18 protein-coding genes are annotated in these 14,035 nt (G+C 36.0%); 7 read left to right on the top strand and 11 right to left on the bottom strand.

What is annotated here, in order from left to right:
* Nucleotide 1: 1 nt before the first annotated feature.
* From hemC to E7Z78_RS08075, 5 genes are all read left to right on the top strand, one after another.
* Nucleotides 2-871, top strand: a complete 870-nt coding sequence (gene hemC / locus E7Z78_RS08055; RefSeq protein ID WP_303724643.1) for a hydroxymethylbilane synthase — start codon at nt 2-4, stop codon at nt 869-871.
* Between the two features lie 14 nt (nt 872-885).
* Nucleotides 886-1,842, top strand: a complete 957-nt coding sequence (locus E7Z78_RS08060; RefSeq protein WP_303724644.1) for a Gfo/Idh/MocA family protein — start codon at nt 886-888, stop codon at nt 1,840-1,842.
* Between the two features lie 9 nt (nt 1,843-1,851).
* Nucleotides 1,852-2,463, top strand: coding sequence for an orotate phosphoribosyltransferase-like protein (locus E7Z78_RS08065; RefSeq protein WP_303724645.1), 612 nt, complete (start codon nt 1,852-1,854; stop codon nt 2,461-2,463).
* A gap of 98 nt (nt 2,464-2,561) precedes the next feature.
* Complete coding sequence (locus E7Z78_RS08070; RefSeq protein ID WP_303724646.1) at nt 2,562-2,939, top strand: hypothetical protein; 378 nt, start codon at nt 2,562-2,564, stop codon at nt 2,937-2,939.
* A 7-nt stretch (nt 2,940-2,946) separates the two neighbouring features.
* Nucleotides 2,947-3,894 (top strand): ARPP-1 family domain-containing protein, encoded by a 948-nt coding sequence (locus tag E7Z78_RS08075; RefSeq protein WP_303724647.1) that lies wholly within the window; start codon nt 2,947-2,949, stop codon nt 3,892-3,894.
* On the opposite strand, the gene E7Z78_RS08080 is transcribed toward E7Z78_RS08075, so the two are convergent.
* The 7 genes from E7Z78_RS08080 to E7Z78_RS08110 form a co-directional block, all read right to left on the bottom strand.
* Nucleotides 3,874-5,550, bottom strand: a complete 1,677-nt coding sequence (locus tag E7Z78_RS08080) for an N-6 DNA methylase (protein ID WP_303724648.1) — start codon at nt 5,548-5,550, stop codon at nt 3,874-3,876. The two genes, E7Z78_RS08075 and E7Z78_RS08080, sit on opposite strands and share 21 nt — an antisense overlap.
* Nucleotides 5,550-6,110, bottom strand: a complete 561-nt coding sequence (locus E7Z78_RS08085) for a restriction endonuclease subunit S (protein ID WP_303724649.1) — start codon at nt 6,108-6,110, stop codon at nt 5,550-5,552. Before E7Z78_RS08085 ends, E7Z78_RS08080 begins: the two co-directional genes overlap by 1 nt.
* 110 nt (nt 6,111-6,220) lie before the next feature.
* Entirely contained in the window at nt 6,221-6,565 is a 345-nt protein-coding gene (locus E7Z78_RS08090) for a hypothetical protein (RefSeq protein WP_303724650.1), read from the bottom strand.
* 356 nt (nt 6,566-6,921) lie between these two features.
* The gene (mtrA, locus tag E7Z78_RS08095; protein ID WP_394354861.1) at nt 6,922-7,494 is read right to left on the bottom strand and encodes a tetrahydromethanopterin S-methyltransferase subunit A; all 573 of its coding nucleotides are present in this window, start codon (nt 7,492-7,494) and stop codon (nt 6,922-6,924) included.
* Nucleotides 7,495-7,553: 59 nt separating this feature from the next.
* Nucleotides 7,554-7,844: a hypothetical protein gene (locus E7Z78_RS08100; RefSeq protein WP_303724651.1), complete on the bottom strand. Its 291-nt coding sequence runs from the start codon at nt 7,842-7,844 to the stop codon at nt 7,554-7,556.
* An 83-nt stretch (nt 7,845-7,927) separates the two neighbouring features.
* Entirely contained in the window at nt 7,928-8,446 is a 519-nt protein-coding gene (locus E7Z78_RS08105; protein WP_303724652.1) for a nitroreductase family protein, read from the bottom strand.
* Nucleotides 8,447-8,647: 201 nt separating this feature from the next.
* A complete protein-coding gene (locus E7Z78_RS08110) occupies nt 8,648-9,067 on the bottom strand; it encodes a cupin domain-containing protein (RefSeq protein ID WP_303724653.1) in 420 nt (139 codons plus the stop codon).
* A 522-nt stretch (nt 9,068-9,589) separates the two neighbouring features.
* Between E7Z78_RS08110 and E7Z78_RS08115 the strand changes: the two genes are divergently transcribed.
* The gene (locus tag E7Z78_RS08115; protein ID WP_303724654.1) at nt 9,590-9,880 is read left to right on the top strand and encodes a hypothetical protein; all 291 of its coding nucleotides are present in this window, start codon (nt 9,590-9,592) and stop codon (nt 9,878-9,880) included.
* A 1-nt stretch (nt 9,881) separates the two neighbouring features.
* A complete protein-coding gene (locus E7Z78_RS08120) occupies nt 9,882-10,784 on the top strand; it encodes a lipopolysaccharide assembly protein LapB (RefSeq protein WP_303724655.1) in 903 nt (300 codons plus the stop codon).
* A gap of 7 nt (nt 10,785-10,791) precedes the next feature.
* On the opposite strand, the gene E7Z78_RS08125 is transcribed toward E7Z78_RS08120, so the two are convergent.
* From E7Z78_RS08125 to E7Z78_RS08140, 4 genes are all read right to left on the bottom strand, one after another.
* Nucleotides 10,792-11,190, bottom strand: coding sequence for a PaaI family thioesterase (locus E7Z78_RS08125; protein WP_303724656.1), 399 nt, complete (start codon nt 11,188-11,190; stop codon nt 10,792-10,794).
* 102 nt (nt 11,191-11,292) lie between these two features.
* Entirely contained in the window at nt 11,293-11,415 is a 123-nt protein-coding gene (locus tag E7Z78_RS08130) for a hypothetical protein (RefSeq protein ID WP_303724657.1), read from the bottom strand.
* Nucleotides 11,416-11,483: 68 nt separating this feature from the next.
* Complete coding sequence (locus E7Z78_RS08135) at nt 11,484-12,311, bottom strand: alpha/beta fold hydrolase (RefSeq protein WP_303724658.1); 828 nt, start codon at nt 12,309-12,311, stop codon at nt 11,484-11,486.
* Between the two features lie 131 nt (nt 12,312-12,442).
* Nucleotides 12,443-13,663: an ATP-binding protein gene (locus E7Z78_RS08140; protein WP_303724659.1), complete on the bottom strand. Its 1,221-nt coding sequence runs from the start codon at nt 13,661-13,663 to the stop codon at nt 12,443-12,445.
* Between the last annotated feature and the right edge of the window lie 372 nt (nt 13,664-14,035).

Here is a 14,035-nt window from a genome sequence, read left to right on the forward strand (position 1 = left end):
CATGATTGTAGGAACACGTGGAAGTCAATTAGCATTAGCTCAAACAAAGCAAGTTTGTGCTAGTTTATCTAAAATAACTAAAGAATCTATTGATGTGGAAATTATCAAGACCAAAGGAGATAAGATTACCACATCCCAATTGTACAATATGGATTCCAAAGGACTTTTCACCAAAGAACTGGATATCGCCCTTTTAGAAGAGGAAGTCGATTTCACAGTGCACAGTTTTAAGGACTTGCCAACCGAACTGGATGAAGACCTGGAAATTGTGGCAGTTCCGAAACGTGAGTCTCCAAATGAAGTTTTAATCTCTAAAAAGGACTGGAACGAACTGGGACCCGGATCAAAACTTGGAACCAGCAGTCTTAGAAGAGAAGCTTTCTGTAATCATTACAATAAGGAATTTGAACTTAAATCTATCAGGGGAAACATTGAAACTAGAATTCAAAAAGCCTTGGAAACTGATTTAGATGCAACAATTATGGCTCAAGCTGGCCTTAAAAGGTTGAATCTTACTAAATATATTAAGAATGTATTTCCACTGGATTACATTACCCCGCCAGCAGGCCAAGGCGCACTAGCTATCATTACTAGACGTGACTCTGATGTGAAGGATAAAATATCTAAATTAAATGATTATGTCTCAATGCAGGAAGTTCTTGCAGAAAAGAAAGTGCTAGAGGAACTCGGAGTTGGATGCCAATGGCCAATCGGAGCAATAGCACGCATGAATGATAATGAATTTAACATTTATTCTATATTATTGACAAAGGAAGGAGAAATCCTTAAAGAACAAACCGAAAAAGGATCCATTAAAAATGCGGTTGAACTTGGCGGACGCATTGGAAAAATTTTCGAGGATTATGTTTAAACGGAGGAATTAGATTGAAAACTATTAACGTAGGAGTTGTCGGAGTAGGTGCGATGGGTGAAAACCACGTTCGTGTCTACCACAAAATGGAAGAAGCAAATTTAGTTGCTGTAAGTGATGTGAGTGAAAGAGCACTCAAAAAGATTGAGAAAAAATACGGTGCCAAAGGTTTTACTGATTATAGTGAATTGCTTTCAAATCCTGAAATTGAAGCTGTTAGCGTATGTGTGCCAACCACATTCCACCATGCAGTGGTAATGGAAGCAATCAAACATGGAAAACATGTTTTAGTTGAAAAACCTATTGCATTCACAGTCAGTGAAGCTGAAGAAATGATTGCAGCCGCTAAAGAGGCAGGAGTTCTACTCGCAACCGGACACGTTGAAAGATTCAATCCTGCTGTTCAAAAAGCTAAAGAACTCGTTGACGATGGAGTAATTGGAGACATAGTATCTGCTTTTGCAAAAAGAGTAGGACCATTACCACCTAGAATAAAAGACGTGGGAGTTTCCATTGATTTAGCTATTCACGATTTAGACATTATGAATTACTTATTTGAAGAGGAAGTCACACAGGTTTACGGTTCAATGAACTGCAGCTTTGATGACAGTGAATTTGAAGACCATGCGGAAATCATGGTTAATTTCGACAACGAATCAACAGGAATCGTTGAAGTTAACTGGTTAACCCCATACAAACGCAGAGAACTTGAACTTACCGGTACTGCAGGAATCATTTCCGTAGATTACATCAAGCAAAGCATTGAAGTATACGGTAAATTTGCCCAAGACATCCAAATCAAACATGAAGAGCCACTTAAAGGCGAATTAAAATCATTCTTAAATGCAGTAATGAACGGAGAAGAACCTGAAATTACAGGTGAAGATGGACTTAAAGCTCTTAAAATGGTTATTGCTGCTAACAAATCTTCCCAAAAACATAAACCTATTAGTTTTGAAGAACTTGATTAAGGTGATAATGTGAAACAAAAATTAATTGCAAAAGCTCAAGAACTCAGAGAACATGGATTCACCACCGGTGAAATCGCTGACGAATTGAACGTCAGTATGGACACCGCAAGATGGTTAACACTCCAGAAAGCAACTGAAGAAAAGATTGAAGCACCAGTTGATTTTGCTATTAACTGGAAAAGCATTGGTGGAAACTCAACCCGTTTAAATTATGTTTCCGGCGCTTTAAGTGACATGGCATTATCACACGGAGACGCAGACACAATCGTTGGAATTGCAGTTAGTGGAATTCCATTTGCAACCGTAATGTCTGATTTGATGGAAGACATGACCGGAGAAGCTACTTCCCTAGCAATTTTCCACCCACACAAACACAGAAAAGATGCGGAATCAACAGATGACGAAGGTACAATAAGTACCAACTTCGGAAGCGTGGAAGGCAAGAAAGTGGTTATCGTTGATGATGTAATCACCAGTGGAAAAACCGTAAAAGAAGTTATCCACACTGTAAAAGACAACGGCGGCGAACCAACTTGCGTTACCGTATTAATTGACAAAGCAGGTCTTTCCGAAATCGAAGGCGTGCCTGTAGAATCTTTAATTAAAGTTAGTAGATTGTAAATCTACTACAATTTCTTATTTTTACCAACATTTAAACACCAACAATCATCAATAGCATTATATACATTAACACACAAAATATACACAAGGTGATAAATTTGTATGTTACAGTGATTGGATTTGATAGCATGTACGGGGCAAAGCCATTGGTACTGAATGGAATTGTCAAGCTAGTGAAAGAACCGGAAAACAGACATGATGCAGAGTCAATAGCCTGTGAAATGAGGCATTTCGGAAAAATAGGATACATTGCAAACAGCAGCCGCACAGTAATCAAGGGCAGCATGAGTGCGGGCAGATTATATGACAAGATAAATGATGAATACTTTGCAAAAATCAAATTCATCAAGGACAATTATGCAATAGCTAAAGTTTTGGATTCCGACGAGTTTGTGGCTGAAATTGAAAATCCTGAAAGTGATGTTCATTACCTAAGCGATAATCCAAGCCAGTTAGAATTGCATGAGGATTATTAGTGATAAAATGATAACCTTAGGAAATGACATCAGCATAAACCCGGATATTGAACTTTTAACCCCACAAGTACATGAAAATGTTGCAATAATTCCATTAAAAACTAAAAGAACATACATTGACATTTTAACCCTTAAAAAAGGATTGGAATTAGGACTTGTTCAAGTAAAGGAATGTGAAAATTCACAGGTCAACACTCTCATTGTCACAAACAATGCAGTGACCCCATTAATCCTGATTGATGGTGACGAAGTTGTTGGGGGCGATCAAAACAGGATTGTCAATGCAACAATAATCATTGACGGCAAAAGCAAAATGAAAATTCCTGTAAGCTGCACCGAGCAGAACAGGTGGGCGTATAAAAGTGAATTCAAACAATCCGCATACATTGCCAATTATGAAACCAGAAGGGCAAAGGAAGTTGCTTCAAGAGATTCAAACTCATATCAAAACGTGATCTGGTCATCAATTAATGACCTGGAACATGAAAATTCATTTTCATCACCTACAAAGGCAATGGAGGAAAGCTATGAAAACCTGAGAATTGATCATGGCAAGATACTTGAGAATTTCAAGGTTGTTGACGGTCAAACAGGTGTTTTAATCATTGTCGATGGTGAAATCAAAGGATTTGAGCTGTTCTTGAATAGTGAAATCTACAAGGAATTCCATGAAAAAATACTGAAAAGCTACATAATCGATTCAAAAATGAAAAACAACACCTTTGCAGTTAATGTTGATGCCGCCAAACTTGTGATTGACAATGCAATCCATTCATCATTTGAAAAAAAGGAGGGCAATGGACTTGAGGATTCATTCACCTTTGAGAATGATGATGGTCTTGGTACATTATACTTGTTCAAAAATGAAATCATCCACTGGTCCTACTTTAAAAAATCCGAAATTGAAAACAATGATGACATTTTAGAGGATGAGCTACTTAAAACGGATGTTTAACTCATCCATCATTTTTTCTATTTTTAAGTTTAACCTTTTAACATTTTCATCAATTTCTCTTTTTTCATAAGTCAACTCTTCCAGTTTTACAAATTCCCCCTCGAAAGTATCCACATAACGTGAAACCGCCAGGTTGAAGTCGTTTTTCACGATTTCACCTAATTTCACAACATTGGAGAATTTGGTGATTGTCAATCTGTTGACAAACACATCCCTCATCTTGTTGATTGTATCATTGGACAGGATGAGATTTCTCCTGAATAGTCCCGGAAACATCATTGGACTTTTCTGTGTCTGATAGTCCTTGGACATGTCGATGAAGAGAATATCCCTGTTTGTTCTATTCTTTTTGAAAACAATTACCACTTCAGGCCTTGTCCTGCCAAGCTCTTCTGGAATGCTGATTATGGTGTCGATGTAGTTTTTCTCAATGGTCAAATACTTTCTAAGTGTCTGGAGAGAATTCTTATATAGGAAGTTCTGTGAAATGGAAATGGCCATGATTCCATCGTCCTTTAGGGAATCGATCAAGTTAATCAAAAACAGGAACTCACTATCCTTGAGGGACTCGTATTCTCCTGTGAACTTTTCCTCTGAATCCTTTTCAACATCCATCTTTTCAAGCAGGTTTTCCAATGCCAGGTTAAGGGCAGAATCCTGTTCGAAGGAGTTGCTGTCCATTCCGAATTTCTCAAGCAGCATATCCTCAAGCTCTCCACGCTTGCTTCTTTTGGCAATCTCAAAGCTCTGCTTCTTATTGGATGAATGATAGTTCTTGATGGATACGGGAATTTTTGACAATATCACATCAAATGAAGCCCCTCCAATATCTATTGACTGGGTGGCATCCTCATTTTTGAATACGACATGATTCAAGTAGAATATGTTTATGAAAAACCTTGCAATGGTGTAGAGATAGGTTAACTTGTCCCCTTCCTTACCATAATATGTCACTCCTGTCTCGCAAAGGTCGGAAAGATTAATTAGGGATGATCCGTTCTTCATGAATGGATCGTATGCACTTTTGATTGATTTCTTTTCACATGCTATCAATGTTGAAAGAATCTGTGAGATGTAATCAGGGTTTGAGTGTATATGCATCATCCTTGAATTTGAAATCACATCAAAGACTCTTCTGAATTCGAATTGATTGTCAAACAGGTCGAGTTTGGATATTGAAAAGATGATTTCCTTTATTGCGAAATTCATTTCATTGTTGAATTCATACTCCTTAATGTTGAGCTCCTCTTTCATTGTCCTGAACAACAAATCAAAGTATTTCTTGTCCTTGCTGTTTTCGGCAAACTGAATGTTTTGTGGAAATACCCTGAAAAAATCTGTCAAAAAGAATCTGTCGGAGTAGGTCTTGTTTATGACCTCATCAATGAATGCATCCGGGTTTTCAATGTGGTATCCGAACAGATGCATTGCATCCTCCCTGAGCAGCTCATGAGTGTACTCGTCTCTGTATGCCTCATCCAGTGTCATTTCCTTGTCCTTGACGACCATCATAAAATGGTCCTTCAGATTGTCTGAACAGTACTTGTATAGGAAGGTGTAAATTATGATATAGTCTATTTCAAATGGCAGATTGAACCTTCTTGATTTGGACATGAGGTTTTTCAGGATTTTATAGTTTAGTGAAGTTGGTCTCATCAATCATCACCCCACAGGTCATTGAGTATCGCTTCCTTGAGATTGCGGTCATATTCTACCTGGCGAAGGTCCTCATGGATTTTGTCGTTGATGGTGTTAAGTAATTCTCCATATTTAACTTGTGTTTCAAAATCAGGTACGATAAGCTCCAGTTGCTTTATCTCTTTTAGTGAGGTGTGTGGTATCTTTTCACTGCTTCCAAGTTCATGGAGTTGCTTTTTTATGTGAGCGTTAGTCAGCAGATGTGCTATAAAGTCAGGATCATAGTCTTTTCTTAATCTGATGATGGCTATCCTGTCGCTTACAACCAGACCCTCTTCTTTGACACATACAACATCATACGGATAGGGCATTTTCATCAGCACGTCATTTTCTCTTGTGAAGTACCTTTCCTTTATGTTGCTTTTAAGGCTTAATTCATCAAAGTCTGAAAGTTCCCCATCCTTTTTGATGGATCTTTGAACTATGACCTTAAATTTATCCCCAGTCTCGTCGAGATAACGTCTGTATGACAATCCTGAGAATATTTCGGCCATATCTTCTAGTTTTACTTTTTTCATTTTAATCACTTTTTAAAATGAGTTTTAGCTTTCAAAGAAAGCTAAATGTTCTATTGTTATGTATGGTGGGTGGAATGAGCATTAGTTTTTGGTGGTGAGCCAAAAACTAACTATTGGTATAGTCCTGCAACATCATCAAGGAGTGCAGGTTCTTCTGGAACTTCTGATGGGTCGATTTTTTCTGCGGAAACCCCTCCGATTACTCCAACGCTTTGGATGTTGTCTTTGAGGACGGCAGTTGAAGTGATTCCAGGTCCTTGTGGTGAAAGGACAAATAAGTCCAGAAACCTTTCATCTTCACCAACAATGAATGCTGGTTCGATAGGTTCAGCGGCTTTGGTCTGGACCTTGATTAAGATGTGTTTAGCTTCATTATCATCGTCAATACCAATTTCTTGTCTGATTGTTTTATCTAAATCTTTTACTTTTTCGCTCCAATTAATATTTTCGTTCATATTATTACCTCTCTATTATTTTATTGTCACCTTAAAATACAATGGCGTGGATTTTTAGTGGTGCATTTTTTTAAAGATGATGCACTTTTGCAATCTTATTTTGGATTTAATAGTATATAAACTTAACTGTTTTATCTATCTTTTTTAAAAAATTACATTTTTTCGACTGCAAATTACTATATATTTTAGGTAGTATATAAATGTTTTGTATTTTTTAAAAAAATGCAAAAAAGCAGAAGTGTGACAAGCAGAGTACACACTAAAAAGTGAAAATGACAAACAAAAAAATGAACCCCTATGGAAAAGGGGTTTAAAAAAAATAGCTATTAAAAAAAAATAAATAAGGAGAGGCAGCACTATGCCTCAGATTTGACTTTCTTTTCTTTTTTATCCTTCTTGTCGACGATTACCATCTTTTGATTTTCCTCGTCAACTTCCATAACAATCGGTTCGCCTTCAACAGCACCAGGATCCTTTTCAACACATTCATTGATTTTTGACTGGATTGCACCAATGTCCTCAGTATCAATGAGGTCCACGATTTCCAATTGTTGCTGGAATCTTTCAACACCCTCAAGAGGAACGTTTTCTACAAATGGAATCGCTCCTGTTGCGCCGATAATCTTCTTCTTGTCAGGGTCTGCCCCGTTTTCATGCAATGCCTTGAAGCTTTGACCGGTAATGTGACCTTGCACTTCCGCACCAGCCAAAATCAAGAATCTAATGTTCGGATTAGATATGATATTTGCAACCACTTTCTCAATACCTAAGTTCTCTGTTTTACATGGTCCTGCAATAGCTGCTCCAGACAATTCCGCTTCAATGTGGGATGCAAGAGTAGTTACTGCAACCGGACTTTCCGGATCTCCCACAATATAGTCGCCACTGATTACAGGCCAACCGTCTGCAGGAGCTTTTTTATCAGCCATACTTGATTCCTCCTAATTTATAATTAAGTTTATATTTGAAAGTTATTTAAATATTTTGTTCAGTAGTAAAGTTCAGAAGGTTTTCCGATGTATTCGAAGTCATCCTTGTTGTCAAGGTATTTTACGCCGATGACCTTTTCATCAGGAAATCTTGTGACTACGCTCATTCCGTCATTTACATCAATGACGATGATTTTTGTATTTTTTTCGCCTTCAGCTTGAATCCTAATGATTTCATCATTTTCCAACAGTTCAGGGTTTTCAAAGTCATCGCTTATGTCTGTTGAATACCAGTGCTGTGGCAATTTTACTCTTATTCCCAAATCGTCCAATAAATCTTTAACATGCATTTTCATACCCTCTTGTTTTTCTATATAAAAATAGACAAGGAATGTATTTAAATATTTTGTCACTAGTTAAGGGTGCAAAGTGACTAAACAAGGAAATGAATCTTGTTCTTGTCAATGTCTTCCAGCTCATGTGCCCCAGGTATGTCATCGGAATGGCCCAATGCCATAATTCCAACAACCCTGTAATGGTCGTCAATCTTTACGATGTCCCTTACAAGTTCCTCTGAATCCTTGCCGTCCTTGCTTCTCAAGTGTATCTGAACCCAGCAGCTGCCCAAGCCCAGCTCTGTTGCCATCAGATGCATGTATGTCAATGCGATTGATGAGTCCTCAATCCAGGTATCGGCAATTAAGGTATCTGCAACAACGACAATGGCCTTGTCGGCACCACTTATCAAATCGGCACCATGATCTTTTGCTTTTGACAATTCCTCAAGTGTCTCCTTTCTTTCAACGACCAAAAAGTTGCATGGCTTCCTGTTCATGCTTGTAGGCGCAAGAAGAGCTGCTGCAAGTATCTTGTCCAGTTCCTCCTTAGTAACAGGATTTCCATTGAATTTTCTAGTACTTCTTCTTTTAAGCATCACGTCTAAAAGTTCCATTATGATCACTAATAATAGTTTGTTGCAAGAGATATTTAAAAAATAGTATAGTAATGTAGATTTCACAATCGACATTGCATGAAAAATGATTACACTTGAAGAATTGAAAAGAATTATTCAAATAAATGGTATGGTTTGCTTATACATATCAGTTTAATCAATCGAATATTTAAAAATTTGAAAGGAAAAATCCTTTCGAAATCATAAGTTATTGTAGTGCTCGTCACTGACCTCTTCCAGCCATTCGTTTGAAGTGTTTTCACCTTCAACCTCAACTGCAATATGGCTGAACCAGGAATCCTTTTGGGCTCCGTGCCAGTGTTTTACATTAGGCTTGATTTCCACAATCATTCCAGGCTTTAGCTCAACGGCATCCTTTCCCTCTTCCTGATACCATCCCTTGCCTGCAACACATAATAGAACCTGTCCTCCACCGGATTCTGCATGATGGATGTGCCAATTGTTTCTGCAACCCGGTTCAAAGGTCACATTGGCAATGAACAATAGATTATCTTCAAAATCAACTAATGGATTCAAATAGGAGTTTCCAATGAAAAATTCTGCAAATGCATCGTTTGGAGCTCCTTTTCCAAAAATATTTTTCTCATCAAAATCTGACATTTTCATACCTCAAAAAAATAAATGTTTACACTCGCAACAATTAATGTTGTATAAAAAAATTCGAAGTTACGGCAGTGCAACTTCGAACAAGGTTTTTTCACGACTTGTTAATTAGTCACTTAATAAGTATTGAATTCATCACTTATAAAGTAAATGGTTTCAATTTGATTACACCAAACAAAAAACAATCAAATCAAACCCCATTTTAGCAAATAAAACAAATGAATAGATTAACAGATTATAATTAAGATGAAATATAGTTAAACAAGTATTTAATGATAATTTAAAAATGAAACATTCATTTGAAACAATTGCAATTCCAATGCATGTTTTAAATAAATTACATCAATCCATTTTAGATTAAAAGAACTGTGATTGAAAATCACATTTACATTGTGAAAACAATGTTTATTTCACCTTGAAATTAATAATGCAAGAACATCAATATTGCATTTACTAGGTACATAGATTTAAAAGCCAATAATTAAATATTGAGTAATCACCAAAGAGCAGGTGAAAAATATGCAATCTACAATCAATATTGACATTGAAAATATTATTCGAATGAGGGAGATAGCCGAAATATACAACATAACAAATCAGACACACAAATCTAAAAGATACCACAAAATCATCATTCGAATTTGCGACAAACACCCAAAAAACGAGGAGATGCTGACTTTTAAAATCCAATCCCTCAATTACTTAAACAAAACCTACAAGTCCCTTGAGACTACAAACCGTTTGCTTAATCTGAACCCATATAACCTCAATGCATTGGTAAACATTGCAAGGCATATAAAGGAGGAATGAAATGTTTTTTAAAGACAAAATGGAAAAGCTACTGGAAAAAGCGGGAAAAGAAGTGAAAAACCAGCAATACGCAAAGGCAAGAAACACCTACCTCGAGTGCCTTGCAATAAAACCCAATGACATAAGAATCCTCAACAACCTTGCACAATTATCCGATATGCTTGGAGACACAGACAAGGCAAGGGGATATAATGAGATAGTGCTTAAGGAATGTGACGAACAATTAAAATATGAAAAGACAGAGCAGCTCTTGATTTTAAAATCAAATGCACTTGTTTCCTTGAAAAGAAACGATGATGCGATAAGAGTGATTGATGATCTTCTTGAAATATCCCCCGACCATCCACTGGGACTGTTCCATAAGGCACAGTATTTCGAACTGAAAGAGGAGTACGGGAAATCATTAGAATACATCAACCGTGTCTTGAAGGAAGACTGCACCAACATTCCCGCACTGCTTTCAAAAGGGAGAGTTTTTTGCAGGATGAATGACTTTAAAAGAGCTGAAAACTGCTATAACTTCGTCTTTAAGATCGAGACTAAAAACAAGGCTGCAATCAATTTAAAGTCAGCATTGATTAAAAGACAAATGAATGTCACCACAACTCCCCATGACCTAATGCTTGAAGCAATAGAATCATGGGACGACAATGATTTTAAAACTGCTGAAAGCAATTTTAAAAAGGCATTGGAAATGGATTCAGGTTACGATGAAATCTGGTTTGCACAGGGAGAACTATTCATTAGAATGGGAAAAATTGCTGATGCAATAAACTCATTCGACAAGGCGTTTGAACTAAATCCCCTGAGCGGAGGAATTTCCAAGAAAAAAGAGTTTTATAAATTGTTAAATAGAATGTTAAAAATAAATAAGTTTTTAGGTTATGAAAAAAAGAGTGATTAGACTCTTTTCATAATTTAAAACCTGTTCCGATAAATTGAGCAACGTCACGTCCAGTGTCATCTGAAATGTCAACATTAACGATGCTGGAAGTCCTGCCACTTTTACGGCATGTTGCCTTAGCAATCAATTTATCACCTTTTGGAGCAGACAGGTAATGAATATCGACCTGTTGAGCAACAGTCAATTGATGAATTTGATTGGACAATACTGCAAATGCAAAATCAGCCAATGTGAAAATTACACCGCCCATCACTCCACCGTAAGCGTTTTTATGATTATCAGTCAATTCCAAAGAGCATATTGCTTCGTCTTCTGTTATCTCATCCAATGTTACTCCAGTCATTACTGCAAATTTGTCCTTGTAAAAAAATTCTCTTGCACTTTCCAATGATTCAAAATTAGCCATTATATCAACCTAATTAAATAATTGTAATTCATTGATAATAAATTATTCTAAAAAAATAGCGGAACATTCATAAAATTATTGTGAAAAATAAAAAAAGAGAAATTATTTGTTTTTGCAACATCCGAAAAAGAAGTTCTTAACCTTCATTTTTTTGGAATTAGCATCTTTTTTACGTTTCTCTTCCCTTTCATGCATGTTTCTTCTAGCTTCAGCCATATTACTCATAAGTACCACCTTTTTAAATTTATGTTTAATATTATATTTTTAGGAGTACTTAAATTTTTTCCATGTCACTAAAAATTATTTATGAAATCCTTTATTGCACAGGCCACTTCATGAGGCATTTGTCTCCATATTGCATGAGTAGTGTTTGAAAAATCATTTTCTAGAACAAAATCGCTTTTTACATGATTTCTAAGATAATCAACTGCATCCATGGAGTATAATGGATAATCAGGCATGATATACATGAAGGGAACAGTGATTTTGTCAATTGCCGGGCGTTGGTCTGACCTGAAAAGGGAATACCAGAAACTTGCCATTGTAAAAGCATCTGTTGCTTTACCATACTGTTTAATCAATTCATATTCCTCTTCTTTTGTAATGCTAGAAAGTCTTGGATCCATGATGTTTTTAGTAATGTAATATGCAGCATATCCAACATCATCAAATATGCGGTCAAAATCCTCCATGAAATCCTCATCACTCCATTTGCCTTGTGCAATGCCTCCTTTCCAACCGTCATTGCGCATATATGGTGACATGTCTGAAGCGACAATTCTTTTAAGCTTGTCGCAACCGAATTGATCAACATAACTGTAGATTGTGGCAGCACCCATTGAATGGCCAATCAAAGTAACGTCATCCAAATCCAAAGATTCAATGATGTCATTCAGGTCCTGTCCCAATCGTTTCACATTCATATGGCCGGTGGCCCTATCAGAATCACCATGACCACGCTGGTCATACAATATGACTTGATAATCATCACGAAATTCATTATAAAAATCAAAATTCACATTATGGGATGAATTTAATCCATGACAAAAGATTAATGTCTCGCCTTCGCCATGCTTCTCATAAAATAAGTTGATGTTGTCGGTTGTAGTTAAATAAGACATATTATAATCTCCTTACACAGGAGATAATTTATTATTTATTAAAAAAATAGTTTTGGATAAAAAAAAGAAAAGAGAAACAAGGAAATCTATACGATTCCTTGTGAGGGAAACGAGTGAAACCGCCCTACTTTCTAAATTTCATCATCCAATAAGAAGTCAATAATGTTTTTATGTTTGATTCCATCCTGAGACATGTCAAACTCATCCATGCTTAAAACATAAGCGTCATACTTATCCGGAACATCCATTAATGGTGAAAATTCTCTTTCTATTGTTTCAGGTGACGACAGGAGGTATGCTACCTGAACGTATAATCTCCTGTCATGCATTTCACAGACAAAATCGATTTCCTTATTGCGTATCTTTCCGATTTTTACAGAATAGCCCCTTCTCACCAATTCGTTGAAAACAACATTTTCCAAAATCCTTCCCAACCAGTTCTTGTTGTTGTCAACCAATGCATGGTGGAAACCTTGATCTGTCAAGTAATATTTCTCTTCGGTTTTCAGTATTTTCTTGCCTAAAATATCCTGGCGCCTTGCCCTTTTGCAGAATAGGGAGTCTTTAAGATAATCCGTGAAATTTGATATGGTATTACGTGTTGTTCTTTTGTTTTCACTTTTCAGATAGTTTGTAATGCTTGTTTTGGAGAATGTTTGTCCGGTGGAATTCATAAGGTAATGTGAAAATCGCTTAAACAAGTCAATTTCATTTATTGTGTATCTTGAAAGAATATCATGAACAATTATTGAGTCGTAAATGTCTTGAAGAGCATTGACTTTTGTATCGTCATCTCTTATTGGAAGCAAACCAGGCATCCCTCCGAATAGGAGATACTGATTGAAATGTTCTTTTATTGATTCATTGTTTAATTCCTCATTGTCTATTTCCCGGCGGTATTGCAATACCTCTTTAAATGAAAATGGATACAGATTGATTTTAATGTATCTTCCGGCAAGTAAAGTTGCAAGCTCGTTTGACAATAGCTTTGAATTGGATCCTGTAATGTAAATGTCACAATCAAATGAAGCCCTATAGGAATTGATGGATTTTTCCCATGATTCAACCTGTTGGATTTCATCAAAAAGAAGATATATCTTGCCTTCAAGATTTTTGGTTAGATTCAATACGGTTTCATCCAACTGTTCGGATGTGAAAATATTTTTGTATTCAACCAATTCAAAGGAAATATAGATTATGTTTTGCTTATTGATCCCTTGATTTTGGAGCTCATCCATGATGCTTTTCAGTAAAGATGTTTTTCCACACCTGCGCAATCCAACAATCACTTTTATAAAATCCGTACCCATAATTTTGCGGATCTGGTCAAGATACATTTCCCTTTTAATCATTTTATTCCACCTTGAATGATTTTTCTATATGAATATTATACTACTGTAGTATATAATGCTTTCTATAGAAAGCATTGTTAATTTTTAAATAAAGAATGATTTCTATATAAATCATTATAGTGAAAATTAATTAAGAATGCTTTGTATAAAAATCACTATTGAATACAACATTCAAATAAATCATATATACTAAAAAATATTAAAAATTTCGGAAGTGCGACTTTGCACAAAAACACGCCCCAAATTAACTTAACAAATAAGTTTGAATTAAATGAAAATAACTAAAAATAGTTTAAATAATAAATAAGAGTTTAATAACTTAAAAAAAGAAGAAATAAACAAGGAAATCTATACGATTCCTTGTGCGAGAAT

Origin of the sequence: Methanobrevibacter thaueri, assembly GCF_015062915.1 — an archaeon.
In the GTDB taxonomy this organism is placed as follows: Archaea; Methanobacteriota; Methanobacteria; order Methanobacteriales; family Methanobacteriaceae; genus Methanocatella; species Methanocatella thaueri_B.

Bases quoted from the DNA above. Each gene is read 5' to 3' on its own strand.
- hemC (WP_303724643.1), top strand. From the start codon at position 2: ATGATTGTAGGAACACGTGGAAGTCAATTAGCATTAGCTCAAACAAAG.
- E7Z78_RS08075 (WP_303724647.1), top strand. From the start codon at position 2,947: ATGATAACCTTAGGAAATGACATCAGCATAAACCCGGATATTGAACTT.
- E7Z78_RS08080 (WP_303724648.1), bottom strand. From the start codon at position 5,550: ATGAGACCAACTTCACTAAACTATAAAATCCTGAAAAACCTCATGTCC.
- E7Z78_RS08085 (WP_303724649.1), bottom strand. From the start codon at position 6,110: ATGAAAAAAGTAAAACTAGAAGATATGGCCGAAATATTCTCAGGATTG.
- E7Z78_RS08090 (WP_303724650.1), bottom strand. From the start codon at position 6,565: ATGAACGAAAATATTAATTGGAGCGAAAAAGTAAAAGATTTAGATAAA.
- mtrA (WP_394354861.1), bottom strand. From the start codon at position 7,494: ATGGCTGATAAAAAAGCTCCTGCAGACGGTTGGCCTGTAATCAGTGGC.
- E7Z78_RS08100 (WP_303724651.1), bottom strand. From the start codon at position 7,844: ATGCATGTTAAAGATTTATTGGACGATTTGGGAATAAGAGTAAAATTG.
- E7Z78_RS08105 (WP_303724652.1), bottom strand. From the start codon at position 8,446: ATGGAACTTTTAGACGTGATGCTTAAAAGAAGAAGTACTAGAAAATTC.
- E7Z78_RS08110 (WP_303724653.1), bottom strand. From the start codon at position 9,067: ATGTCAGATTTTGATGAGAAAAATATTTTTGGAAAAGGAGCTCCAAAC.
- E7Z78_RS08115 (WP_303724654.1), top strand. From the start codon at position 9,590: ATGCAATCTACAATCAATATTGACATTGAAAATATTATTCGAATGAGG.
- E7Z78_RS08120 (WP_303724655.1), top strand. From the start codon at position 9,882: ATGTTTTTTAAAGACAAAATGGAAAAGCTACTGGAAAAAGCGGGAAAA.
- E7Z78_RS08125 (WP_303724656.1), bottom strand. From the start codon at position 11,190: ATGGCTAATTTTGAATCATTGGAAAGTGCAAGAGAATTTTTTTACAAG.
- E7Z78_RS08130 (WP_303724657.1), bottom strand. From the start codon at position 11,415: ATGAGTAATATGGCTGAAGCTAGAAGAAACATGCATGAAAGGGAAGAG.
- E7Z78_RS08135 (WP_303724658.1), bottom strand. From the start codon at position 12,311: ATGTCTTATTTAACTACAACCGACAACATCAACTTATTTTATGAGAAG.
- E7Z78_RS08140 (WP_303724659.1), bottom strand. From the start codon at position 13,663: ATGATTAAAAGGGAAATGTATCTTGACCAGATCCGCAAAATTATGGGT.